Annotated in this window: 22 protein-coding genes; 12 read left to right on the top strand and 10 right to left on the bottom strand. The window is 64.0% G+C overall.

Going from position 1 to position 24045, the window contains the following annotated elements; genetic code table 11:
• Positions 1 to 20: 20 nt before the first annotated feature.
• From IGW04_RS22600 to IGW04_RS22580, 5 genes are all read right to left on the bottom strand, one after another.
• Positions 21 to 464, bottom strand: a complete 444-nt coding sequence (locus IGW04_RS22600) for a hypothetical protein (protein WP_194715359.1) — start codon at positions 462 to 464, stop codon at positions 21 to 23.
• Entirely contained in the window at positions 461 to 1270 is an 810-nt protein-coding gene (locus IGW04_RS22595; protein ID WP_194715358.1) for a hypothetical protein, read from the bottom strand. The genes IGW04_RS22600 and IGW04_RS22595 overlap by 4 nt, the downstream gene beginning before the upstream one ends.
• Before the next feature lie 72 nt (positions 1271 to 1342).
• Positions 1343 to 2176 carry a hypothetical protein gene (locus tag IGW04_RS22590; protein WP_194715357.1) on the bottom strand — a complete coding sequence of 278 codons (834 nt, stop codon included), beginning with the start codon at positions 2174 to 2176 and terminating at the stop codon, positions 1343 to 1345.
• A 181-nt stretch (positions 2177 to 2357) separates the two neighbouring features.
• Complete coding sequence (locus IGW04_RS22585; protein ID WP_194715356.1) at positions 2358 to 3527, bottom strand: zinc-dependent alcohol dehydrogenase; 1170 nt, start codon at positions 3525 to 3527, stop codon at positions 2358 to 2360.
• On the bottom strand, positions 3524 to 4555 hold the full coding sequence (locus IGW04_RS22580; protein WP_194715355.1) for an SRPBCC family protein: 1032 nt from the start codon (positions 4553 to 4555) through the stop codon (positions 3524 to 3526). The genes IGW04_RS22585 and IGW04_RS22580 overlap by 4 nt, the downstream gene beginning before the upstream one ends.
• A gap of 146 nt (positions 4556 to 4701) precedes the next feature.
• Between IGW04_RS22580 and IGW04_RS22575 the strand changes: the two genes are divergently transcribed.
• The 3 genes from IGW04_RS22575 to IGW04_RS22565 all read left to right on the top strand — a co-directional run bounded on the left by IGW04_RS22575 (position 4702) and on the right by IGW04_RS22565 (position 6861).
• The gene (locus IGW04_RS22575) at positions 4702 to 5034 is read left to right on the top strand and encodes a cupin domain-containing protein (RefSeq protein ID WP_194715354.1); all 333 of its coding nucleotides are present in this window, start codon (positions 4702 to 4704) and stop codon (positions 5032 to 5034) included.
• A gap of 69 nt (positions 5035 to 5103) precedes the next feature.
• Positions 5104 to 5997: an ion transporter gene (locus IGW04_RS22570; RefSeq protein ID WP_194715353.1), complete on the top strand. Its 894-nt coding sequence runs from the start codon at positions 5104 to 5106 to the stop codon at positions 5995 to 5997.
• 87 nt (positions 5998 to 6084) lie between these two features.
• The gene (locus IGW04_RS22565) at positions 6085 to 6861 is read left to right on the top strand and encodes a phytanoyl-CoA dioxygenase family protein (protein WP_194715352.1); all 777 of its coding nucleotides are present in this window, start codon (positions 6085 to 6087) and stop codon (positions 6859 to 6861) included.
• Positions 6862 to 6908: 47 nt separating this feature from the next.
• Here the strand turns inward: IGW04_RS22565 and IGW04_RS22560 are convergent, their stop codons facing one another.
• The 4 genes from IGW04_RS22560 to IGW04_RS22545 are packed head-to-tail and all read right to left on the bottom strand — an operon-like array spanning position 6909 to position 12737.
• Entirely contained in the window at positions 6909 to 7886 is a 978-nt protein-coding gene (locus tag IGW04_RS22560) for an ROK family protein (protein WP_228527330.1), read from the bottom strand.
• Positions 7887 to 7897: 11 nt separating this feature from the next.
• Positions 7898 to 9685: a glycoside hydrolase family 15 protein gene (locus tag IGW04_RS22555; protein ID WP_194715351.1), complete on the bottom strand. Its 1788-nt coding sequence runs from the start codon at positions 9683 to 9685 to the stop codon at positions 7898 to 7900.
• The gene (otsB, locus tag IGW04_RS22550; protein WP_194715350.1) at positions 9682 to 10479 is read right to left on the bottom strand and encodes a trehalose-phosphatase; all 798 of its coding nucleotides are present in this window, start codon (positions 10477 to 10479) and stop codon (positions 9682 to 9684) included. Before otsB ends, IGW04_RS22555 begins: the two co-directional genes overlap by 4 nt.
• Entirely contained in the window at positions 10479 to 12737 is a 2259-nt protein-coding gene (locus tag IGW04_RS22545; protein WP_194715349.1) for an alpha,alpha-trehalose-phosphate synthase (UDP-forming), read from the bottom strand. The genes otsB and IGW04_RS22545 overlap by 1 nt, the downstream gene beginning before the upstream one ends.
• A 474-nt stretch (positions 12738 to 13211) precedes the next feature.
• On the opposite strand from IGW04_RS22545, the gene IGW04_RS22540 reads away from it, so the two are divergent.
• The 4 genes from IGW04_RS22540 to IGW04_RS22525 all read left to right on the top strand — a co-directional run bounded on the left by IGW04_RS22540 (position 13212) and on the right by IGW04_RS22525 (position 16470).
• On the top strand, positions 13212 to 13847 hold the full coding sequence (locus tag IGW04_RS22540; protein WP_194715348.1) for a CDP-alcohol phosphatidyltransferase family protein: 636 nt from the start codon (positions 13212 to 13214) through the stop codon (positions 13845 to 13847).
• Positions 13840 to 14460 carry a lysophospholipid acyltransferase family protein gene (locus IGW04_RS22535; RefSeq protein WP_194715347.1) on the top strand — a complete coding sequence of 207 codons (621 nt, stop codon included), beginning with the start codon at positions 13840 to 13842 and terminating at the stop codon, positions 14458 to 14460. Before IGW04_RS22540 ends, IGW04_RS22535 begins: the two co-directional genes overlap by 8 nt.
• A 5-nt stretch (positions 14461 to 14465) precedes the next feature.
• On the top strand, positions 14466 to 15398 hold the full coding sequence (locus IGW04_RS22530; protein WP_194715363.1) for a phosphatidate cytidylyltransferase: 933 nt from the start codon (positions 14466 to 14468) through the stop codon (positions 15396 to 15398).
• A gap of 265 nt (positions 15399 to 15663) precedes the next feature.
• Complete coding sequence (locus tag IGW04_RS22525; protein ID WP_194715346.1) at positions 15664 to 16470, top strand: alpha/beta fold hydrolase; 807 nt, start codon at positions 15664 to 15666, stop codon at positions 16468 to 16470.
• Here the strand turns inward: IGW04_RS22525 and IGW04_RS22520 are convergent.
• Positions 16457 to 17146, bottom strand: coding sequence for a Crp/Fnr family transcriptional regulator (locus tag IGW04_RS22520; protein ID WP_194715345.1), 690 nt, complete (start codon positions 17144 to 17146; stop codon positions 16457 to 16459). The genes IGW04_RS22525 and IGW04_RS22520 overlap by 14 nt on opposite strands.
• A 188-nt stretch (positions 17147 to 17334) precedes the next feature.
• Here IGW04_RS22520 and IGW04_RS22515 point away from each other — a divergent pair, with 188 nt between their 5' ends.
• From IGW04_RS22515 to IGW04_RS22495, 5 genes are all read left to right on the top strand, one after another.
• Positions 17335 to 19329, top strand: a complete 1995-nt coding sequence (locus IGW04_RS22515) for an AMP-dependent synthetase/ligase (RefSeq protein ID WP_194715344.1) — start codon at positions 17335 to 17337, stop codon at positions 19327 to 19329.
• A complete protein-coding gene (locus IGW04_RS22510; protein WP_194715343.1) occupies positions 19326 to 20153 on the top strand; it encodes an ABC transporter ATP-binding protein in 828 nt (275 codons plus the stop codon). The genes IGW04_RS22515 and IGW04_RS22510 overlap by 4 nt, the downstream gene beginning before the upstream one ends.
• Before the next feature lie 20 nt (positions 20154 to 20173).
• On the top strand, positions 20174 to 21070 hold the full coding sequence (locus tag IGW04_RS22505; protein WP_194715362.1) for a branched-chain amino acid ABC transporter permease: 897 nt from the start codon (positions 20174 to 20176) through the stop codon (positions 21068 to 21070).
• A 2-nt stretch (positions 21071 to 21072) separates the two neighbouring features.
• Complete coding sequence (locus IGW04_RS22500; protein ID WP_194715342.1) at positions 21073 to 22131, top strand: branched-chain amino acid ABC transporter permease; 1059 nt, start codon at positions 21073 to 21075, stop codon at positions 22129 to 22131.
• A gap of 65 nt (positions 22132 to 22196) precedes the next feature.
• Positions 22197 to 23507: an ABC transporter substrate-binding protein gene (locus IGW04_RS22495; RefSeq protein ID WP_194715341.1), complete on the top strand. Its 1311-nt coding sequence runs from the start codon at positions 22197 to 22199 to the stop codon at positions 23505 to 23507.
• Positions 23508 to 24045: the final 538 nt, after the last annotated feature.

Here is a 24045-nt window from a genome sequence, read left to right as displayed (position 1 = left end):
TGCAAGACCTGCATCGCCATTCAGAAATAATGGAATGCCGTCAGGTCCGTCACCCTGTCCTCCTCTCCATCCATGGCGCGCCGCAACAGGGTGGCGCCATCCACGCAGGCATGAAGAAAGGCGAGCAGTTCCTCGTCTTCCACCCGGTTCGACGGCATGGGCGCGCAACCGACCAGGATCAGCGCGCCGGAGGCCGCGTCGAGCGCGGTCAGCATCACGAACGGCACCGGCAGTTCCAGTTGCTGCTCCAGTATCGACTGGCACAAGGCCGGAAGGCGCGACGGCGCCGGCCGGCCGGCCTCGACATAGATTTTGACGAAGCCGGACCATTCCTCCAGCCGGAACTGGACCGCCATGCCGTTGACCATCATCGCCTGCTGCCCGGCCACCGTCGCATGCTCCTCCGCCGGCACGCCGGCCAACAGGCACAGCCGCAAAAGCATCGCTTCATGGTCCGCGTTCATGGCCTGTTCTCCGAGCCCATCACAGCCGTCACCAGCGCCGCGCCGACGATGGCGCTGCTAATCGCCACGCCGCACAGTGCGCGCGGCATGCCGGGCGCCTGCAGTATCGCGCGGCCGAAGCGGCTGTCGAGCACGGCCGGCACGGCGAAAGGCGCGGCCCCGATCGCATACGCATCCGGCCTGGACTGCAGCCGTTCGCGCAGCGGGCACGACGGCAAGTGCGTCGCCCGCATGGTGAGCTGGCTGCCGCGCTGCCGATGGTAGGCCAGCGCCAGCATGCTGCCCGTGCTGACCGCCGCCATCTGCGCAGCGAAACGGGCCAGCACGAAATTGATCGGATAACGGGCAGCGACTGCGCCGGCCTGCCGTGGCAGGCGCTGACAGAAGCGGTTCCATGCACGCTGGCTGGTCGCAGCCATGCGCCCGCCCCAGCTCGACGGATTGGCGCACCAGGTCTCGGTCAGGTGCGCCTGCAGCGCGAAGGCAGGAATGAAGGGCAACAGGCTCAGCATGATGCCCGTGCATTGCCGGCGGCGGCTGGGCTGCGGATGAAAGCGCGTGTCCGAGGGCTGCATCTGCTGGTCGGCGTAGATGGCGCCGCAGGCCAGCAGCCGCAATGGCTGCAGCGGCGCCGGCAGGAAGGGCGCAAGCATGGTGGGCACCGTGAATGCGCAGAAGGTGGTGCGCATGGCACGCGCCACATAGCTTGCGGGCGGCGCGGGTTCATGCGCCTGGCTGCGAGAAACACGGATGCTTGCGGGCCGGTCGGCGCGCCGTGCCGCGCCGTTGTGATCAGGAGTTTTCATGACGCCGTAAGTAGCCCGGACTGTCCGCCTGCTGCACCAGAAGCAAGCGCATTCCATCCCGTTTGCGTCGTCTCAATTGTGTGCGGCCAGCGGCCCTGGATGGATCAGCGCCGTGGCGATGCAGGCCGCCACTACATGGCTTGCCAGCAAGGCCACCAGGCCCGGCGGCAGCGTGCCGCCAGCGCGGGCGGCGGCACGGTCCAGCCGCAACGTCAGCCAGACCGACGAGGCAAACGCCGGGCCGCAGGCCAGATAGGCGGCGGGATTGGCCTGGATGCGCTGCCGCAGCGACGGCATGCTGGCGGGCCGCGGCACCGGTTCCAGCCGCGCGCCGCGGGCATGATGGAAGCACGCCGACATCAGGCTGCCGGCACCGACCGCCAGCATCTGCGCCGTTATCCGCGCCAGCACGAAATTGATTGGATAGCCGCGTGCCGCCGTCGCCAGGCGCGTCGGCATGAGGCCGCACAGCCGGTGCCAGAGGCGCTGGCTGGCCGCGGCCATTTGCGCGCCCGGGCTGCCGGCGCGGCTGCACAAGCCATTGGCAAGCCGGACCTGCGCATAGAAGGCGGCGATGTAAGGCGTCATGCCCAGCGTCAGCGCCACGACCTCCTGGCCTGGCGCGGGCGCCGGCGCAAAGCGCACCTGCTGCGGCGGCTGGATCATGTCGATATAGATAAAGCCGCCCAGCAGCGTGCGCAGCGCAAAGGCGCGCGGCGACAGCAGCCCCCTGAAACAGGGAGAAAGCACGGTCGGCAGGCTGAAGGCGCCCAGCGTGATCCATGCGCCCCGCGCGACATGGCGCCAGAGCGGCGCGGTGGATGGCGAGCCGCTGGGCTGCGGGCTGGTGTCAGGCATGGTTGCCTGGGCCGGCGGCTGGGCCGGGCGATCGGAGAGCGGGTTCATGGCGCCTTGAGTGGCGGGCGTCGCCATGACGTTGCGCCACGCCGGTGCCGCGCCTGGATCGGGCAACACCGGCGCGGGCATTCTTCCCCGCTTGCGGAAGGCAACTGACAGGATGCGGGCAGCGGTCCCCGGGCAGGCATGCAGCCGACGCCAGGGACCGTTTGCCAGGCGCCTCAGGTCTTCAAGGCTTCAGCACCACCTTCACGCATTCATCCTGCTTGTCGCGGAACATCCGGTAGGCATCCGGCGCCTGCTCCAGCGGCATGCGATGGGTGATGATCACGCTGGGGTCGATCTCCCCCGCCTGCACCCGGTCCAGCAAGGGCTTCAGGTAACGCTGGACATGGGTCTGGCCGGTCTTCAAGGTCAGCGAGCGGTTCATGAAGGAGCCGATCGGCATCTTGTCCAGGAAGCCGCCGTAGACGCCGGGAATCGACACCACGCCGCCATTGCGGCAGGCCATCAGCGCCTCGCGCAACGCATTCGGGCGCTCGGTTTCCAGCATCATCGCCTGCTTGACGCGATCGTAGGCGCCGACCAGGCCGACGCCATGCGCTTCCATGCCGACCGCGTCGATGCAGGCATCCGGGCCGCGGCCGCCTGTGATGGTCTTCAACGCATCCAGCACATTGACCTCTTCATAGTTGATGGTCTCGGCGCGCGAGACTTCCCGCGCCATGCGCAGCCGCTCCGGGAAGCGGTCGATCGCGATCACCCGCTCCGCGCCCAGCAGATAGGCGCTCTGGATCGCGAACTGGCCAACCGGGCCGCAGCCCCAGACCGCCACCACATGGCCGGGCCGGATGTCGCAGTTCTCCGCCGCCATGTAGCCGGTGGGCAGGATGTCGGACAGGAACAGCACCTTCTCGTCGTCCAGGCCGTCGGGCACCCGGATCGGGCCGACGTCGGCATACGGCACCCGCACGTACTCGGCCTGGCCGCCGGCATAGCCGCCGGTGAGATGGGAATAGCCGAAGATGCCGGCCGGCGAATGGCCCCACATCTTTTCCGCCATCGCGGCATTGGGATTGGAGTTCTCGCAGAGCGAATGCTGCTGTTCCTCGCAGAAGTAGCAATTGCCGCAGGCGATCGGGAACGGCACCACCACCCTGTCGCCTATCTTCAGGTTGGTCACTGCGCTGCCCAGCTCCACCACCTCGCCCATGAACTCATGGCCCAGGATGTCGCCCTTTTCCATGGTGGGGATATAGCCATCGTACAGGTGCAAATCGGATCCGCAGATGGCGGTGGACGTGATCTTCAGGATCGCGTCGCGCGGATTGAGTATCTTCGGATCGGGCACATTGTCGACCCGCACATCCTTGGCGCCATGCCAGCATAAGGCTCTCATCCCGGTACCCCTTTCCTGATCAGCTTGACCATGGTGCTGCGCGGGCCGGACGACTGCCCTTCGGTGGTGGTGATTTCGCCGGTCTCGATCAGCTGCTTGAAGCGGCGAAGATCGGCATCCATTTGCTGCAGCGGGTTTTCGCCGAACAGTTTAGCCACCAGCGCGCCGGCCTTGCCGCCCGGCGGCTTGTACTGCATTTCGACCCGGACGATGGTGCCGCGTCCGCCCGGCGCGCGCTCGAAGCGCACCGTGCCGCCATTGTCGACATCCGCGCCTTCCACCGAATGCCAGGCCAGCAGTTCGCCCGGCTGATCGGCGGTGATGTCGGCATCCCATTCCACGCTGGAGCCGACCGGCGCCTTGGCCTTCCAGTGCGAGCGGGTGTCGTTGACCTTGCTGACTTCCTCCAGGTGCTCCATGAATTCCGGGAAGCGGTCGAACTCGCGCCAGAAGCGATAGCACTCTTCCGGCGACTTGTTGACCGTGATGCATTTTTCCACCGCCATCGCGCCCGATGCGGTGCTGCGCTCGCCCATGGTCTGGCGGGCCGTCTGCGCCAGCGCCGCGCTCATGTCCAGCATCGCGGCCGTGGCCACGCCGGCGCCGGTCAGGGCCAGCCGGATGCGGCGCCCGGACGAACCGGCATGCATGGCCGAGCGTGCCAGCAGGGTCAGCTCAAGTCCCACGCAGGCCAGCCGCGCCAGTCCCAGCGGCGCCGGCCTGCCCTTGTTCAGGATATTGACCGCGCTGGCCACGCCGAGCGCGCCGGAAGCGCGCACCAGCGATGGATGCGCATGGATGCCGGTCGAGCGCGCCACCTGGCGCGGCGCCAGCAACTGCGCAATGCCCAGGCCCAGGATCACCATGCCGGCGCCGGTGGCCAGGGAGGAAAGCTGATCGCGTGACGGTGCCTCGTAGCGGAACTCGCTGCCGGGCGGGTGTCTGGACAGCGCGCTTCCCGGATCAAGCGCGGAGAAGTCACGCTCGGGCGTGGCTTCCCGCCTGCTGTCGGTGGTGATGTCATTCATTGTTTTCTCCAGGTGTGCAGGGAACAGGTGTCCGCCGCGTTTCTTGTTGAATTGGAAAAAGAGCCAATTAGAAGTGAGGCCCCGCCGGTAGTTCTGCCAGCGTGCAGCTACCTGCGCCCGCATTGATTTGACGCATAATGGCCGCCATGGAAAACCCCGGACATTTCTGCAGCGACCTGCCCCCGGCCCTGCCTGATGAAGTCATGCAGACCCTGCTGGCCGGCGGCGCCTTCCGGCTGGAGCGCATCGTTTCCCACGGCCAGCATTCGCCGGCCGGTTTCTGGTACGACCAGGACGAGCATGAATGGGTGCTGCTGCTGCAGGGCGCAGCCACGCTGCGCTTCGAGGAAGGCGACCGGCTGCTGCGCATGGCCCCCGGCATGCATGTGACGATTCCCGCGCATTGCCGGCACCGCGTGGAATGGACCACGCCCGACGCCGACAGCGTCTGGCTTGCGCTGTTCTACCGGGCGGCCTGAACGACGCAAACCGGCGCCGGCGGGCGGCGGCTATACTTGCCCTTCCATCCATCGTCCACCCAGATGCCCATGCATGCAGGCAAACACCCGGCCACGACCACGCCGGCCGATCCGGGCCACCAGTTCGGCAAACCGTCCGAAGGCTTGCGCGCCCGTCTCTACACCGTCATCTTCGAGGCCGACACCCGCGCCGGCCGCATCTTCGACCTGGCGCTGATCGTCGCCATCCTGGCCAGCGTGGCGGTCGTCGTGCTCGACAGCGTGCAGGCGGTATCGTCACGCCACGGCGACGTGCTGGGCGTGCTGGAATGGTTCTTCACGCTGCTCTTCACGGTGGAATACCTGGCTCGGCTGTACTGCGTGCGGCGGCCGCTGCGCTACGCCACCAGCTTTTTCGGCGCCATCGATTTCCTGTCGGTGCTGCCTACCTACCTCGCCATGATGATGCCGGGCGCCCATGTGCTGCTGGACGTGCGCATCCTGCGCCTGCTGCGCATCTTCCGCATTTTGAAGCTGACGTCCTACGTCGAGGAATACGGCATGCTGACCCGGGCGCTCTTGGCAAGCCGGCGCAAGATCCTGATCTTCCTGTCGGTGGTGATGATGGTGGTGCTGCTGCTGGGCACGGTGATGTACGTGGTGGAAGGGCCGGGCAATGGCTTCACCAGCATTCCGACCTCGGTGTACTGGGCCATCACCGCCATCACCACGGTGGGCTTCGGCGACATCGTGCCCAAGACCGACATCGGCCGCGCGATCTCATCGATCATGATGCTGTTGGGCTGGGGCATCCTGGCGGTGCCGACGGGCATCATCAGTTCGGAAATGACGATGCAGAGCCGGCTGTTCCGGCTTACCACCACCCGCACCTGCCCGGAATGCCTGTCCGAAGGCCATGAGGCCGACGCCAAGTTCTGCAAGGACTGCGGCACCCCGCTTCCCGCCTACCAGCGCGACCGTTGAGGCCAGGGCAGGGCGCAATGCATCTGCCGATTGTTGTAACCCGGCATCAGGCGCGATAATGATGGCTCCGCTCTTCTGACGAATGCCATGAACATCCCGAATTCCGCGCCGCTCTCGGCCAGCCAGATCGCGCAGTTTGAAGCCGATGGCTATCTGATCCTTCCTCGCATGGTGGCGCCGGCCGATTGCGAACGCATGCTGGCGGTGACCAATGACCACCTGGCGCGCGCAGTGCCACCGCTGGAATACGAAGCCGAAGTTGGCTACGAAGGCGCGCCGGCGTCGCTGGATGCGCCGGGGGGCCGCACCGCGCGCAGGCTGCGCGCGGCCTGGCAGCGCGATGCCTGCTTCCATGACTGGGCCGAGAACCCGGTGCTGGTCAGCGGCCTGAAGCAGTTGCTGCAGGAAGACGTGGTGCTGACGCTGGCGCATCACAACTGCATCATGACCAAGCACCCCCACTTCGGCACCGCCACCGGCTGGCATCGCGACATCCGCTACTGGTCCTACACCCGCCCCAACCTGATCTCGGTATGGCTGGCGCTCGGCCATGAAGAGGCCGGCAACGGCGCGCTGAAGTTCATCCCCGGCTCGCACCGGATTCCCCTCGCCCCCGAACAGATGGATGCGCTCGATTTCCTGCGGCCGGAAGTGCCGCAGAACCAGGCCCTCTTTGCGCAAGGCGTCGCGCCAGTGCTGGAACAGGGCGACGTGGTGCTCTTCCACAGCAAGCTGTTCCATGCGGCGGGCCGCAACGACAGTGACCGGATGAAGGCATCGGTGGTGTTCGCCTATCGCGGCGCGTCGAATCCGCCGGTGCAGGGAACGCGTTCGGCGGCAGCGGGGGAAGTGGCGCTGTCGTGAGCGCGAGGGTGGTGGAACGGCGTAATGCCCCTTCGGGGTATTACGCCCTACGCCTTCCAGGGCGCTTTTTCGCGCCAGGCCTGCACCCACTCCTGCGGCATCACCTGCGCAAACGCCCCAAAGTCCGCCACCAGTCCACCCAGCCCGGCCGGCACGATTTCCACACCCTCGGTCAGCGCATGCATCCGCGTATCCAGCTCCCGCCGCACCATGGGCAGCAGCCAGTCGCCATGATGCTGCCAGACGCTGCCGCCCACCACGAACACCCGGGTATCCAATGCCACCGCGACGTTGTACAGCCCACGCCCGAACCACCTCGCCGCATCCTCGGCGATGGCCCTTGCCGCCGGCTCGTTGTCGCGGGCGGCGTCGAATACGTCGGCGGTGGATTGCCCCAGGCGGTTGGCCAGGTTGCGGCCCGAGATCAGCGCCTCCAGGTCGCCGCGGTTGCCGCAGCCGCATAGCGCGTCCGACGATTCGCTCATCAGCATGTGGCCGGCGTGGCCGGTGTTGCCGTGCTTGCCGTGCAGGATATGGCCGTCCACGCAAAAGCCGAAGCCGATGCCGGTGCTCCAGGTCACATACACGCAGTTGGGTTCGCCTTGTACCGCGCCGAAGGTGCGTTCGGCCACCAGCGCCGAGACGCAATCATTCTCGATGGCCACATTGCCGAACTGCTCGCGCAGCGGACCCTCCAGCGGAATCACCACCCAGTCGTTGGGCAGGTCGGCGGACTGCGCCTGGCCGCCGCAGATATTCGGCGAGGCCAGGCCCAGCATGCCGTCGACCTGCGCGAACGGCCCGGCCGACGACACGCCCACCGCGTCGATCGCCTCGCGCGGCACGCCGGCCTGGTCGCAGGCCGCATGCAGCATGGCGATGCACTGGCGCGCCACCGTATCCGGCGTGCCGCTCTTGGGCGTGGGTTCGGTCACGCGGGCTAGCGGACCGTCGGCATTGGCGATGCTGGCCGCGATCTTGGTGCCGCCGATGTCCAGGGCGCCCACCAGGCTTGCTTTGTTCATGCTTGCTCCCATCAGTAAGCGTCGTCCCAGGAAATCGACAGGCGGGCAGCGCACTGGATCAGGCCCACCATGCTGTAGGTCTGCGGGAAGTTGCCCCACATCTCGCCGCTCTCGGGCGCCACGTCTTCCGACAGCAGGCCGAGATGATTGCGGCGGTCCAGCACCTTCTCGAACAGGCTGCGCGCCCTTTCCTTCTCGCCGATCTGCGCCAGCGCCAGGATCCACCACAGCGTGCAGACCAGGAAGGCGGTTTCCGGCAGGCCGAAATCGTCTTCCTCGTCATAGCGCAGCAGGAATTCGCCGCGCTTCAGGTGCTTCTCGGTGGCCCGCACCGTGCTGGCGAAACGCGGATCGTCGGCCGCCAGGAACTGGAATTCCCCCATCAGCAGCAGGCTGGCATCGAGGCGGTCGCCGCCGAAGGTGGAGACGAAGCTGCCCAGCTCCTCGTTCCATGCCGATTCGCAGATCACGCGATGGATTTCCTGCGCATGGCCGCCCCAGTAGGCGGCGCGCTCGTCCAGGCCAAGGCGCGCGGCGATGGTGGCCAGGCGGTCGCAGGCGGCCCAGCACATCATGCTGGAGAAGGTATGCACCCGCTTCTGGCCGCGCAGCTCCCAGATGCCGGCGTCGGGCACGTTGTAGTTCAGGATGGCCTGTTCGCCCAGGCGCTCCAGGTCCTGGAACATCTGGTGCCCGGCCGGCCGCTCCATGCGGGTGTCGAAGAAGGCATGGGTGCTGGCCATGACCGCCGCGCCGAACACATCGTTCTGCACCTGGAAGTAGGCCGAATTGCCGACCCGCACCGGCCCCATGCCGCGATAGCCCGCCAGGTGCGGCTCCTCGCGTTCTTCCAGCACCGCCTCGCGCCGGATGCCGTACACCGGCTGCAGCGGCGCGTCGCGGCTGTCGGCGATGATGTTGAGGATGTAGTCGAGGTAGCGCTCCATGGTGCCGGTGGCGCCCAGGCTGTTCAGGGCATTGACCACGAAGTAGGCGTCGCGCAGCCAGCAGAAGCGGTAGTCCCAGTTGCGCCGGCTGTGCGGCGCTTCGGGAATCGACGTGGTGACCGCGGCAATCACCGCGCCCGAATCGTCGAAGGCATTGAGCTTCAACGTAATGGCGGCGCGGATCGTCACGTCCTGCCACTCGAAGGGAATGGCCAGGTTGCGCACCCAGTTGCGCCAGTAGCCCAGGGTCTGCTCGTGGAAGGAACGGCCGACCTCGCGCGCCGACCCGGCCACGGTTTCATCCGGCCCCATCAGCAGGGTCACCGAGTCCTGCAGGAAGAACGGCTTTTCATCGGTGATCGCGGTAATGGCGGCATCGGTGGTCAGGCGCATGGACTGGGCCGAGCCGACATAGGAGATATGATGCGCGCCGCAGCGGGTCTCGGCGCGCGCCCGGCCATAGTCCACCGAGGGCCGCACGCGCAGCGCAATGCGCGGCCGGCCGGCGGTGCGGCGCACGATGCGCACCAGCATCGAGGGCGAGAACATGCGGCCGTGCAGCCGGAAGCGCGGCGCGAAGTCGGTCACCTCGATCGCATTGCCGGCATCGTCCTGGAAGCGGGTCACCAATATCGCCGAGTTGCGCTCGTAGCGCTGCTCCACCAGGCGGGAATGCTCGAACACCACGTCGATGCTGCCGTGGCCGTCTTCCTTGCGCTCGCCCTGCAGCAGCGCGCTGCACAGCGGGTCGCTGTCGAAGTAGGGATAGCACCACCAGACGATGGAAGCGTTCCTGTCGATCAGTGCATTGGTGCGGGAGTTGCCGATCAGTCCGAGGTCGAGTGTATTCATGCGGTAGTCCTGTTGGAAAGTGCCTGCGACTGCCGCGCGAGCCGGCATACCAGCTCGTCCAGCAGGCGCATGATGTCCGGCATGGCCGGCAGGTGGAATTCGGCGGCGGTGTCGGGATGCGGCTCGATGCGCACCGTCAGCAGGTCGGGCCGCTTCAGACGGAACACATCCTCATCGGTGACATCGTCGCCCACGTAGATCGCAGTGGCCGCGCCGGTCTGCTGCATCAGCTCTTCCAGCGCGTGGCCCTTGTGGGTGGCATCCTGCGGCATCAGGCTGTAGACATACTTGCCGGCCACGACGCGCGGCGGCGGGGAGAGCGTGGCAAATAGCGCCGACAGCCGACGCTCGGCCAGCGCCGGATCGCGCGCCATGCGGTAATGGAGCGACAGGGAATAGCGCTTGTCTTCCAGCCGGATGCCCGGATCGAAGCGCTGCCGGTCGCGCAGCGCAAGCTCCAGCGCCTGCCGCCATGCGGCGCAGTCGGCCGCATAGCGGCTGCTTCTGGCTTCCCAGCCCGGCACGCCTTCCAGGCCGTGGTTGCCGACCACGTAATGCGGCTCGAAGCCGAGCCGCTTGTGGATGTCCGTCAGCGAGCGGCCGGTGAGGATGGCCACCGGAGCCAGGCTGGTCAGGCGCACCAGCCGCTCGCGCACCTCGGGCGGCAGGCAGGCGCTGTCGGGCTGGGGCACGATGGGCGAGAGCGTGCCGTCGAAGTCGAACACGCACAGCATGCCGGGCTGCACGATCTGGTCGAGGCGGCGCATGCCTGCCGGGTCGAAGAGGTCGCTCATCACATCACCCTGCGCAGCGAACGGCGGCTGTGGGAATGGATCTTGGCAGTGATGCGCTCGCGCCGGCGCAGGCGCGCCGCGTCCAGCAGCATGCGGCCGGCCCAGCGATAGACGTTGAAGTCGCGCACCAGGCTGCGCATGCTGCGCATGCGCTCGCGCTGCTCCATCTCGGGCATGGTCAGCGCCCGGTACAGCGCGTCGGCGCCCTGCTCCACGTGATACGGATTGATGATCAGCGCCTCATGCAATTCGCGCGCCGCGCCGGTGAACTGCGACAGGATCAGCACGCCGCGCTCATCGTCGCGCGAGGCGATGAATTCCTTGGCCACCAGGTTCATGCCGTCATGCAGGCTGGTCACCACGCAGACATCGGCCGCGCGGTAGTACCGCATCACCTGGTCGGACTCGTAGTGCTCGATCTTCAGCACGATCGGGTCGATGCCGCTGGCGCCATACTTCAGGTTCACCCGCTGGGCCAGCGCCCGCACCCGAGCTTCCAGGTTCTGGTATTCCTCCAGCGAGGTGCGGCTGGGCGCGGCGATCTGCACCATGGTGAAGCGCCCGGCCATCGAAGGATGCAGCTCCAGCATGCGTTCCACCGCCTGCAGGCGCTCCAGGATGCCCTTGGTGTAGTCGAGCCGGTCCACGCCGATGGCCATCAGGTGGTCGCGCGGCAGGCCCAGCTCGCGCCGCACCGATTCGCGCGACTGCTCGATGGTCTCGGCGTATGGCTCCTCCGGCCAGGCAATCGAGATCGGATAGGGCTCGACCTGGGTCAGGTCGCCGCCATAGGAAATGGTCGAGGCTTCATGTTCGATGCGGGTTTCGAGATAACGGTCCACGGTTTCCAGGAAGTTCTTGCAGTGAAAGGGCGTATGGAATCCCAGCAGTGTATTGCCCAACAGGCCTTCCAGGATTTCCTCGCGCCACGGGCAGATGCCGAAGGACTCCGGGTTGGGCCAGGGAATGTGCCAGAACATGATGATGGTGGCGCGCGGCAGCTTCTCGCGCACCATGCGCGGCAGCAGCGCGAAGTGATAGTCCTGCACCAGCACCACCGGGTCTTCGGTATGGGCTTCGGCAATCACCGCATCGGCAAAGCGCTGGTTGACCTTCACATATTCGTCCCAGTCGGAGGACCGGAACACCGGCCGCACATGGGCGATATGGCACAGCGGCCACAGGCCCTCGTTGGCGAAGCCGTAGTAATAGCCCTGCTCCTCTTCCTTGGTCAGCCAGACCCGGCGCAAGGTATAGGCCGGGTTCTTCGGCGGCACCGGCACCCGGTCATGGTCGTCCACCGTCTCGCGGTCGGCGCTGCCGGCGCCATGGGCGATCCAGGTGCCGGAGCAGGCCCGCATCACCGGCTCCACCGCGGTCACCAGGCCGCTGGCGGGGCGGCGCACCTCGATGCCATTGGCGGTACGGGTATGGATATAGGGTTCGCGGTTCGATACCACCAGCACTTCATCGCCGGCCAGTTCGTCATGCAGCAGCGCACGCAGCTTGTCGGCATTCCACACTGCCGCCGAGTTTTCCTGGCTGCGCCGCTCGACGTTGTACTCATGCAGCAGGGCGCGCAGGTCGCTCACCAGCGGCTGCACTTCCGGCGGCGCGTTGGCATTCTGCGCCGGCGACGCATTGACGCTCGGGCGCAGCAGCCGGCGCATCGAGTTGATCCAGCCGCGCCAGCTCAGGTGGGCAACGAACACCGTGATCAGCGACACCACCACCGCCAGCAGCGCAAACAATGCGATCACATATTTCTTCGCATCGGCGCTGCGGCGCTCGATGTAGCTCATGTCATGCACCAGGATCAGCTTGCCCAGGTACTGGGCGCCGTTGCGCAATGTGCTCTCGGTGACATGAATGCGCACGCCGCGCGGCAGCGTGATCAGCGACTGCCGCATTGGCTGGGTGTAATTGCTGGGCGGGCAGCCCAGCGCATCCGGATAACCCAGGGTCTTGTAGACCAGCGTGCCCTGCGGGCTGCAGAACGCCAGCGACGACAGCCGCCCCTCCTGCACCGAGCGGTCCAGCAGCTGGGCAATGCGCCGGTCTTCCCCACGCGGCACATATTCCTGCAACGGCTCCTGCAGCGCCGACGACACCATCTGCGACCGCGCATCGAGATCGCGCACGAACCAGCGCAGCGTCATGTCATCCACGAGCGGCACCACCGCATAGGCGAACAGGCCCAGCGCCAGGGCGAGCGGGAGAATGAAACGGATTGATAGACGAAAAGATTGCAGTGACATGAGCTCTTCTGTTGTTTTCCCTCTTTCAACGGACAGCGCCGGAAATGAACAGTTCCGGCATGAGCGGAAAGCCATCAGGCAGAGTATGAGGCAATGCAGCAGCCTAGTTAGTGCGGGATATCACTGAAATCCAAAGAAACACCCTAAAAGGCAATTGGAAAAATACCTTTCCATTACTTGCTAGAACGTAGGGCCAAGCAGCCTGATTCAATTTCCGAGCGGCCGTCGGCAACAGAAACAAGCTACACATTACCGGCAATTAAAATGTTAGTGCTTTTGAACATCATTTCTCGTAGCTACGAAACGCCCTCAAGCTCTCTGCCAGTTTTTCATTTCAGCGCAAGCATAGCGTTTTGCAGCGCCCTGTAATCACCCTTACCCGCCCAGACACACGTCACGCATACCGTGATGCTTCCTTTGGAAGATCGGTTGTCCTGGCCTGATTAATCTATTGCTGCTTTTGACCTGCGTTCTATGAATTCCTCTGACAATGACCGTCGACCGCTGCAAATACGCTCCGCCCGATGGGTCCGCTATGTCGCGCAGCGACTTGCTGACGGCGGCGTTACACCCAACAACATTTCGTTGGCCAGTATCGTGTTCGCTGCAGCAGGCGCTGCCAGTCTGCTGGTAGGGGGCTGGCTGCTGTGGCTTGCCGCCCTGTGCATACAGGCGCGCCTCCTTTGCAATCTTCTTGACGGCATGGTCGCAGTCGAACATGGAAAAGCCAATGCGCTCGGGCCGGTATTCAATGAGTTGCCGGACCGAATTGCCGACACTCTCTTTCTTGCGGCAGCCGGATATGCGGCTGGATGGCCCGAACTTGGCTGGCTGGCCGCGCTGATGGCTGCCCTAACTGCCTATGTAAGGGTATTTGGCGCTGCATGTGGAGTTGGTCATGACTTTGGCGGTCCGATGGCCAAGCAGCAGCGCATGGCGACCTTAACAGTGCTGTGCATAGTCGCTCCTGTACCGCCACTTGGTACTGGTATTCCGATCCTTGCCACTGGGTTGATTCTGATAGCGTCTCTCAGTCTAGTCACCTGCATTGCACGAACATTGCGGCTATGCGCAGCATTGAAACGAAGCGAAGGGATAGCCCATGAATAGCCTTGATCGACTACAGAGGGATCTACTGCTATCCACGCACCGTGCCATATTCAACGCCAAACCGCACTTTGCGCATGCGCTGAACGGACAGTACGTTTTCTTTTCCAATCACACCAGTCATCTTGACACGCTAAGTCTGCTTGCTGCCCTGCCGCCGTCCTTGCGTGACTTGACCCGTCCAGTAGCCGGGCTGGACTACTGGGACAAGTCGGGCCTGCGCCGCCACGTTGCGCGCAAGCTTCTGCACGCCGTGCTTATAGACCGCGACATGGGTGGCAAGGATGCGCTTGCACCACTGGAGACAGCGCTGGACGACGGCGCTTCACTCATTGTTTTCCCTGAAGGCACCCGGTTGCAGGCCAGGTTGCCAGGCCCATTCAAAACAGGCCTGTTTCATTTGACAAAAAACAGGCCTGGTCTCGCATTGGTACCTGTGTACCAGGAAAACATGCATCGCGCTCTGCCCAAAGGGGGCCTGCTTCCCTTGCCACTGCTGTGCCGAACATATTTTGGCGTACCTGTCTATAACAACGAAGCCGAGGACAAGGACCAATTTCTCGTGCGAGCGCATCAGGCTGTGTGCGATCTTGCCAGCCTCTTTGCGGGGAGCTGATCATGATGACCTCGGCCTTCAAACAGACAGGGATCCTGTTGCTGGCCCTGCTCGTTGTTGCGTCGCTCTCAGGGTATATGCTGCATGTTAAGTTTGCTGGCATAAATCAGACGGTTAACAATCTGAATGCCCGTATAAAAGCATGGTGGCTGATGGCCGGAGTACTTTTCAGCGCCTTGGTGCTCGGTCCTTACGCGACAATTATGGTATTTGCCTTTTCTTCCCTGATGGCGCTCAGAGAATTCCTGACGCTTACCCCTACCGGCAAAAGCGACTACTGGCCCCTTGTCATCACCTTTTATGTAGCGTTGCCTGTACAGTACTGGCTCTTGGGCATCCAGTGGTATGGCATGTTTTCGATCTTCATTCCGGTTTATGTTTTTGCGCTCGTATCGGCTGCCAGCGCCCTTAGTCAGGATACAGAGGACTTCCTGTCGCGTAATGCACGCATCCTTTTCGCAGCCATGGTCTGCATATATGGAGTAAGCCATGCGCCAGCCCTGCTGATGCTAACTATTCCTGGTTTTGAAGGTCACAGCGCACAACTCTTATTTTTTTTCACCTTCATCGTTCAGATAAGCGATGTAATGCAGTATCTCTTCGGCAAGCTATTTGGGAAGCATGCACTGGCTCCTAGACTCAGTCCGGCGAAGACATGGGAGGGCTTGCTTGGTGGAGGTGTGGCTACCATGCTGATCGGTGCCGGTCTGCATTTCATTACTCCTTTCGATGCCTTTACGGCGGCGGGCTTGACTTTATTGATCGTGGTATGTGGCGCATTAGGTGGTTTGGTCATGTCCGCAGTGAAGCGCTCACTGGGTGCAAAAGACTGGGGAACATCCATTGCTGGGCACGGTGGCTATATGGACAGGTTAGACTCGCTAAGCTTTGCTGCACCGGTATTCTTCCATGTCGTACGTTGGTTATGGACGCTATAACCAACGCTTGGAACCGCCAATAAGGGCTGGCATGCCTGTTTGCAGACAAGCATGCGTGCAGTAATACTCTTCGCCGAACCAGTTGCCGGCAGGAATGTGATGCTCTATCAGCTAGGACTTGACACACGCCGCCTTCGTCATTTGGTCGCATGGCATAGATCAGCCCTGTTGCGCGATGTTCGCCTGAACAGGCAACAAACCGGTTGGCCCGCGCACAAAGTCCCTGCTACTTCCCCAATTTGCCTGCGACGTCCAGGCTTTGCCCATGCGCTCGATCTTCCAGCTCACTTTGCTATTGCTCGCCGTCTTCACACCCCCGGCCCTCCATGCGGCAGCGCATTGCGGCGTGCAACGTTTCCCCGACTACCAGCTGGAATACTGCATGTATCCGGCAGCCGGTCCACTGCTGGTACTGGATGCCGCGCAAGGCACCAGCATGCAGGTTTGGGATCGCGGATTCATCGGGGAGCTTAACCGCTACGCTTCCGTGCTGACTTATAACCGGATAGGCTCAGGCAGGAGTCGCTTCAACAGCCACCCGCTGACGCAGCCAGTTACCGCAAGGGACAGCGCCGAAAGACTGCATCACCTGCTGCAGCGCATCGCACCATCGCAGCGGATTATCCTGCTCGGTCATTCGATGGGTGGCTTATATGCCCAGTACTTCGCGCACGCCTATCCACAGCAATTGCTCGGACTGGTGTTGATCGACGCCGCCAGCGCGTTTGAACCCCGGACAGACAGCCCATTCGAGAACCGGAGCCCGATCCGCAAAGGCAGTGTCAGTTACTTCGAAGAACTGGGCTTTGTGTCTTCGGTGAAGCAGATCGAGGAAAACACAGTATTTCCGGACATTCCCCTGCTGGTCATCTCGGCAGACAACCACCAGTTCCCGGCGCAGGAAACGGAAGCGCTTTGGCAGGAAATCCAGAAAAAGATCGCACGACAGTCGCCCACGAACCGTCAGGTGACGGTGCCGGACAGCCAGCACTTCGTCTTTAACAGCAATCGCGATACGGTGGTCAGGGAAATTGCCGCGATGATCCGGAACAGGGGCTTCAAGCAGCGTTGAAACTGCGCAGCCCATCCATATCCAGTATCGTCACCCCGCCATACTCCACCTTCAGCAAACCCTCGCGCTCCAGCAGTTGCAGCGCCTGGTTCGCCCTTTGCCGCGAGGTGCTGCACAGGTAGCCGATTTCCTCCTGAGAAATCTGCAGCTGCCGGCTGGCGATCGGGTTCAGGTAGGGATTGAACAGCGACGCCAGGCAGCGGGCGACGCGGGCGTCGGTCTCCAGCATGCGGTCATATTCCACCAGCGAGATGAACAGGCCAAGCCTGGCATTGAGCTGGTTCAACAGGAAGCGGTTGAACGGGATGCTGGTGTCGAGCAGCCACTGGAAGGTGGCGCGCGGCATCAGGGCCAGGCGGCTGTCGCGCAGCGCCACCACGTCGTACTTGCGGTGCTCGCTGTTGAGCAGCGAGCCTTCGCCGAACCAGCCGCCGGCCAGCATGCCGGTGAAGGTCACGGTCTTGCCTTCCGGCGACACGCTGCTCATCTTCAGGAGGCCGTCGGTCACGCCCATCCAGTGCTCCACCGGATCGCCCTTGCGGCAGGCATAGCCGCCGGCGGGAATGTCGCGCTCGATCATGTCGGCTTCCACCCGCGCCATCTGCGCCGGCGTCAGCGACTTGGCCCACATGGTGTGGACCAGCACTTCCTTGAACGAGGGTCTGAGGCTGGACATGGTGCGCCGCAATATCGAAAGTGGGTGGAATTGTCCCGCGGATGACAACCAGCGGCCGGCGGCGGGCCTATCATCATCGCATAAAAATTCAGCGTCACCCGCCTGGCGCCGCGTTGGCATTTCGTAAGTCAACTGTAAGCCAGGCAGGACAGACTCGGCACACGGACCATACTGATCAAAGGTAGGCCATGGTGGAGACGACACAACACGCGGCGGACACGTTCCCGCGGCTGCTGCTGCGGCATGCGCAGACGCGGCCGCAGCATCCGGCATTCCGCGAAAAGGACCTCGGTATCTGGCAGACCTGGGGCTGGGCCCGGGTGGCGGACGAAGTGCGGGCGCTGGCCTGCGGCCTGGCGGCCATCGGCTTCAAGCGCGGCATGAACCTCGCCATCGTCGGCGACAACCGGCCCCGGCTGTACTGGGCGATGTCGGCGGCCCAATGCCTGGGCGGGGTGCCGGTGCCGCTGTACCAGGATGCGCCGGCGGCCGACATGGCCTTCGTGCTGGAGAATGCCGAGATCGACTTCGCGGTGGTGGAAGACCAGGAACAGGTCGACAAGCTGCTGGAAATCAAGGAAACCGTGCCGCTCCTGTCGCACATCGTCTACGACGACGAGCGCGGCATGCGCCACTACGCGCAGCCCGAACTCTGCGCTTATGAAAGGCTGCAGCAGATCGGCCGCGAATACGACCGCACTCACCCCGACTTCTTCATGAACGAGGTGAACCAGGGCGCGCCGTCGGACGTCGCCGTGATCCTCTACACCTCCGGCACCACCGGCAAGCCCAAGGGCGTGCTGCATACCCATGCCGCGATGATCGCCACCGCCCGGGTGCTGACCGAGTTCGACCATCTCGACGAGCGCAACGACGTGCTGTGCTACCTGCCGCTGGCCTGGGTGGGCGACTTCCTGTATTCGTTTGCGATGTCGCACGTGGGCGGCTTCTGCCTGAACTGCCCCGAGTCGCCGGCCACCGTGATGACCGACCTGCGCGAGATCGGGCCCACCTACTACTTCGGCCCGCCGCGCGTGTATGAAAACATCCTCACGCAGGTGATGATCCGCATCGAGGATGCCGGCTGGTTCAAGCGCCGCATGTTCCACAGCGCGATGAAGCTGGCGCGCCGGGTCGGCATCCGCATACTGGACAAGAAAGGCAATGTATCGCTGACGGACCGGCTGGCCTATGGCCTGGGCGAGCTGCTGGTGTATGGCCCGCTGAAGAATGTGCTGGGCATGTCGCGCATCCGCACCGCCTACACCGGCGGCGAGGCGATCGGCCCCGACCTGTTCGACTTCTACCGCTCCATCGGCATCAACTTGAAGCAGCTCTACGGCATGACCGAGACCTGCGTGACGGTCTGCATGCAGTCCTCCGGCGACGTGCGCCTGGACACCGTCGGCAAGCCCATGCCCGGCGTGGAAGTAACCATCGCCGACAGCGGCGAAGTGCTGGTGCGCTCGCCCGGCCTGATGCGCGGCTATTACAAGCGGCCCGACGCCACCGCCGAAGCGATCGACGCCGCCGGCTATTTCCACACCGGGGACGCCGGCTTCTTCGATGCCGATGGCCACCTGAAGATCATCGACCGCGCCAAGGACGTGGGCAAGATGGCCGACGGCACGCTGTTCGCGCCCAAGTACATCGAGAACAAGCTCAAGTTCTTCCCCTTCATCAAGGAAGCGGTCGCCTTCGGCAATGGCCGCGACCGCTGCATGGCCTTCATCAACATCGACATGGATGCGGTGGGCAACTGGGCCGAGCGGCGCGGCCTGGCCTATAGCGGCTACACCGACCTGGCCGCCCAGCCCGCGGTCTACGACCTGGTCGCCGACTGCGTGGCCAGGGTGAATGCCGACCTTGCTGCCGATGCGCTGCTGTCGAACTCGCAGGTTCACCGCTTCCTGATCCTGCACAAGGAGCTGGACCCGGACGACGAGGAGCTGACCCGCACCCGCAAGGTCAGGCGCGGCTTCATCGCCGACAAGTACGCGGTGCTGATCGATGCGCTGTATGAAGGCAGGCCATCGCAGTACATCGAGACCCAGGTGCGTTTCGAGGACGGGCGGCAGGGCATGGTCAGCGCCGACCTGAAGATCCGCGACGTCAAGCCGCATGGCCAGGCGCAGCCCGGCGGCGCGGCAATAGCCAAGGGCAAGGTCAGGGAGGCCGCATGAATGCAGTAACCGAACCCGGCATCGCCGACTTCCCGGCGCCCGGCACCCGCCGCATCGGCGAGGTGATCCTGGACCTGAAGAACATCTCGCTGTCCTTCGGCGGCGTCAAGGCATTGACCGATATCTCCTTCGATGTGCGCGAGCATGAGATCCGCGCCATCATCGGCCCCAACGGCGCGGGCAAGAGCTCGATGCTTAATGTGATCAACGGCGTCTATCGCCCGCAGAAGGGCGAGATCGTCTACCGCGGCCAGCAGCGGCGCGGCATGAACACCTATGCCGCGGCCAGGAGCGGCATCGCCCGCACCTTCCAGAACATTGCGCTGTTCAAGGGCATGACGGTGCTGGACAACATCATGACCGGCCGCAACCTGAAGATGAAGTCCAGCTTCCTGCTGCAGGCGCTGTACTGGGGCCCGGCCCAGAAGGAAGAGATCGCGCACCGCAGGGAAGTGGAAAAGGTGATCGACTTCCTGGAGATCCAGCATATCCGCAAGACGCCGGTGGGCCGCCTGCCCTACGGCCTGCAGAAGCGTGTCGAACTCGGGCGGGCGCTGGCGGCGCAGCCGGAAATCCTGCTGCTGGACGAGCCCATGGCCGGCATGAACGTGGAGGAAAAGCAGGACATGTGCCGCTTCATCCTCGACGTGAACGACCAGTTCGGCACCACCATCGTGCTGATCGAGCACGACATGGGCGTGGTGATGGATATCTCCGACCGGGTGGTGGTGCTGGACTATGGCAGGAAGATCGCCGACGGCACGCCGGACGAGGTGCGCAGCAGCCAGGACGTGATCAATGCCTATCTCGGCGTGGCCCACTAGAACAGGGAAGCGGCATGAACATCAATTTCTTCTTTGAAGTGCTGATCGGCGGGCTGCTCTCGGGCGTGATGTATGCGCTGGTGGCGCTGGGCTTCGTGCTGATCTACAAGGCCTCCGGCGTGTTCAACTTCGCGCAGGGCGCGATGGTGTTTTTCGCGGCGCTGACCTGCGTGTCCATCGTCAACCGCTTCGGCCTGTCGCTGTGGCTTGCGGTGCCGATCACGATGGCGGTGATGGTGGTGCTGGGACTGGCGATCGAGCGGCTGGTGCTGCGGCCGCTGGTGAACCAGCCCGAGATCACCCTGTTCATGGCCACCATCGGCCTGGCCTTCTTCATCGAGGGCCTGGCGCAGATGCTGTGGGGCGCGCAGGTGCAGCGGCTGGACCTCGGCATCGAGGACGTGCCGATCGAGTCCCTGATGGAGCGCTTCAACATCGTGGTGTCGCGCTTCGACCTGACTGCTGCCGGCATCTGCGCCGTGCTGGTGGCGGCGCTGGCCTTCTTCTTCTCGAAGACCAAGATCGGCCGCGCATTGCGCGCGGTGGCCGACGACCACCAGGCCGCGCTGGCGGTGGGCATACCGCTGCAGCACATCTGGGCCATCGTCTGGGCCGTGGCCGGCTTCGTCGCGCTGGTGGCGGGCATGCTGTGGGGCGCGCGCAATGGCGTGCAGTTCTCGCTGACCTTCATTGCGCTGAAGGCCTTGCCGGTGCTGATACTGGGCGGCTTCACCTCGGTGCCGGGCGCCATCGTCGGCGGCCTGATCATCGGCGCTTCCGAGAAATTGGCCGAGGTGTATATCGGCCCCATGGTCGGCGGCGGCATCGAGGGCTGGTTCCCGTATGTGCTGGCGCTGCTGTTTTTGCTGGTACGCCCCGAAGGCCTGTTTGGCGAACGCATCATCCGGAGGATCTGAGCATGTACTACCGCGAAGCAGGCCAGTTCAAGACCACCTATGCCGCCGACAGCCGCATCTTTCCCATCCTGCAGGACCGCGCCGGCATGCTGGCGCTGTGCGCCATCGCCTTCATCCTGGTACCGTTCTGGGCCACGCCCTACACCTTCTCGGCGATCCTGATTCCCTTTTTGATCTTCTCGCTGGCGGCGCTAGGCCTGAACATCCTCACCGGCTATGCCGGCCAGCTGTCGCTGGGCTCGGCCGCCTTCATGGCGGTTGGGGCCTTCGCTTCCTACAACTTCGTGCTGCGGATCCCCGGCATACCGGTGCTGCTGGCCTTTGTGCTGGGCGGCCTGTGCGCGGCGCTGGTGGGCATTGCCTTTGGCCTGCCGTCGCTGCGCATACGCGGCTTCTATCTCGCCGCCGCCACCCTGGCCACCCAGTTCTTCGTGGTCTGGTGCATGACCAAGATCCCCTGGCTGACCAACTACAGCAGCTCCGGCGTGATCACGGCGCAGAAGATCGTGATCGCCGGCTACAGCTTCGACACGCCGGCCAGCAAGTACCTGCTGACCCTGGGCATCGTCGCGGTGATGGCGCTCCTGGCCAAGAACATGGTGCGCTCCAATGTCGGCCGTTCCTGGATGGCGGTGCGCGACATGGACGTGGCGGCCGAGGTGATCGGCATACGCCTGATGCGCACCAAGCTGCTGGCCTTTGCCGTGAGCTCCTTCTACTGCGGCGTGGCCGGCGCGCTGTATGCCTATGCCTACCTCGGCACGGTTGAGTCGGAAGCCTACAACCTGGACCTGTCCTTCCGCATCCTGTTCATGATCATCATCGGCGGCGTCGGCTCCATCCTCGGCTCCTTCCTGGGAGCGGCCTTCATCGTGCTGCTGCCCATCCTGCTCAACGTGATCGCCCATGCGCTGTCCCTGCCGACCTCGGTCGCCTCGAACCTGGAGCTGATGGTGTTCGGCGCGCTGATCATCTTCTTCCTGATCGTCGAGCCGCACGGGCTGGCGCGGCTGTGGCAGATCACCAAGGAGAAACTGCGGCTCTGGCCGTTCCCGCATTGAAGCTTGCCTTAACCCCGTTCGTATAAAAAACAGGCAGCTGCGGCTGCCCAACCAAGGAGAAGACGATGAGGACCATGAAAACCGTATTGCTGGCCGCCGCCCTGGCAGGCGCCTGGGGCAGCGCGCTGGCGCAGGAACAGTATGTGCCGCTGCTTTCCTACCGCGTCGGCCCCTATGCGGCCGGAGGCACCGGCTTCTATGGCGGCGTGATCGACTACTTCAACCTGGTCAACATGAACGGCGGCATCAATGGCGTCAAGCTGACCTGGGAGGAGTGCGAGACTGAGTACAACGCCTCGCGCGGCGTGGAATGCTACGAGCGCCTGAAGACCCGCAACGGCGGCGCCTCGCTGGTCGAGCCGCTGTCCACCGGCATCGCCTACGGCATCCTGGACCGGGTAGGCAACGACAAGATCCCGATGACCACGCTGGGCTATGGCCGTTCCGACGCCGCCAACGGCAAGGTCTTCCCGTATGTGTTCCCGCTGATCACCAGCTACTGGAACCAGGCCGCCGCGATGATCAAGTACCTGGGCGAGAAGTCGGGCGGCATGGAGAAGCTGAAGGGCAAGAAGATCGTCCACCTGTATCACGACTCGGCCTATGGCAAGGAGCCGCTGCCGGTGCTGGAGGAGCAGGCCAAACAGTACGGCTTCGAGCTGATCAAGATTCCCATCGCGCCGCCGGGCAATGACCAGCAGTCGCAATGGCTGCAGATCCGCCAGGCCAATCCCGACCATGTGATCCTGTGGGGCTTCGGCGTGATGAATGCGGTGGCCATCAAGACCGCGCAGCGCAACGGCTTCCCGCGCGAGAAGATCCTGGGTGTCTGGTGGGCCGGTTCGGAAGAAGACACCGTACCCGCCGGCGACGCCGCCAAGGGCTATACCACGATGACCTTCAACACGCCGGGCAACTACCCGGTGCTGGACGAGATCCGCAACAAGGTCTATGCCGGCGGCAAGGGCAACCTGGAAGACAAGACCCGGATCGGCTCGGTGTACCACATGCGCGGCGTGACAGCCGCCATCCTGTCGGTGGAAGCGATCCGCAATGCCCAGGCCAAGTATGGCAAGGGCAAGACCATGACGGGCGAGCAGGTGCGCTGGGGGCTGGAGAATTTGAATGTGGATGCCGCGAGGCAGAAGGAACTGGGCGCATTCGACATGTTCCCGCCAGTGAAAACCTCATGCGAGGATCATGAGGGATCGGGCGCGGTGAAGGTGCAGCAGTGGGATGGGAAGAAATGGGTGGCGGTATCGAAGGACTGGGTGGTGGGGGACAAGGCCCTGACGCGCAAGCTGCTGGAGGAAAGCTCGGCCAAGTATGCGGCGGAGAAGAATATCAAGCCGGCTTGCATGGGGGCGGGGACCTGAGGACAGGGAGCGCGGCTTCGGTAGCTTCGGTAGGGTGCAATACCCCGCAGGGGCATTGCACCATGGGTCGATCGATGGAGTCGGCCGCCAATGCGACCCTGGTCTGCGACCGCGGTGCAATGCCCTTCGGGTATTGCACCCTACGAATCGGCTAACGTTGCCGTTGCTTTTGACGTACGCGCAGCGACAGTTGCGGTTGCTTTTGAAGTTGCTGTTGCCGTTGCAGTGAAATCCCGTTGAGCGCGCCGTGTCAGCGGTGCCCGGAGCGGGAAAAGGTGCGGCGTCTGTTTGAGCGCAACGCAGTGGAGCGAGTTTAGCCGCGCCCCGCTCCGGGTACCGCTGGCACGGGCACCCCGCGCAGCGGGGCGCGATCACCGGGTCGCCTTTTTTTGGTTACTTTTTTTGGCGAAGCCCTCTATGTCAGGCTAGTTGTCGCATCCACTGATATCCAACAACCTGGAGGGCGATAGCGAGTGAGCAATGAAGAAACGACATCCGGAGCCAGTCCGGGAATGGGCCATACAGCAAATCATGTTGC

This window comes from Noviherbaspirillum soli, assembly GCF_015352955.1.
Taxonomy (GTDB): Bacteria; Pseudomonadota; Gammaproteobacteria; order Burkholderiales; family Burkholderiaceae_D; genus Noviherbaspirillum_A; species Noviherbaspirillum_A soli.
This window is presented reverse-complemented; position numbering and strand designations above follow the sequence as displayed.